Genomic DNA, 692 nt, shown 5'->3' with positions numbered 1-692 from the left:
GTTTTGACTCCTGACAAATCCAATTGGCTGTTGGTGGCATACAAATCTACCTCTTTCAGGGTGGTAAGTTTTTGGGCTTCAACTTCACCACCATCTTTGACCATAATATAAGAAGGGCTGTAAACATCTTGGCCTGAAAATGTTTTTAAGTGGGGTAACTTGACTCTGCTTTTTTTCCCTTCCGCTAAAATATCCGTGTCGTTTCCTAAAGTTGTTAAGCCATTCAAACTTAAAGAGCCACCCTTTTTAGCTGCCAAAAATAAATCCTTAATATTCGGATTTCCCTTTGAGAAATTTATTTGGACTTTCTCCCCTATGGCTTCCACAGTTACATTATCGCTAGACTTGGGAACTTTGCCACCACTCCATTGACGCGGGTTATACCAATCCCCGCTGCCTCCAAGCCAGGAAATATTTGCTTGTTCGATGGTAACGGTATCGCCGTTTAATAATGCTGTTGCCCCATCATCCTCACCCAACAAACCTAACAGTTCTGACTCACTCAACCCCTTACCCACAACCAAATTCGCGAAAATTTCCCCCTCATCCCCAGGAGAATCGATCGCATTCATTTGAGCATCAATATAATGACCATATTCTTCTAATAAAACCGATGCGATCGCATTTACATTCCCCGAATTCTCATCCACCAACTCCTGAGACAAGTAAATCGTATTCGTAGCAGCAGCAAA

1 pseudogene is annotated in these 692 nt (G+C 42.3%); it reads right to left on the bottom strand.

The window, feature by feature from the left end:
- A pseudogene (locus tag AC0QHF_RS01960) lies at window positions 1-692 on the bottom strand (hypothetical protein); the annotation flags it as partial.

The organism is Lyngbya sp. CCY1209 (assembly GCF_055795065.1).
This window is presented reverse-complemented; position numbering and strand designations above follow the sequence as displayed.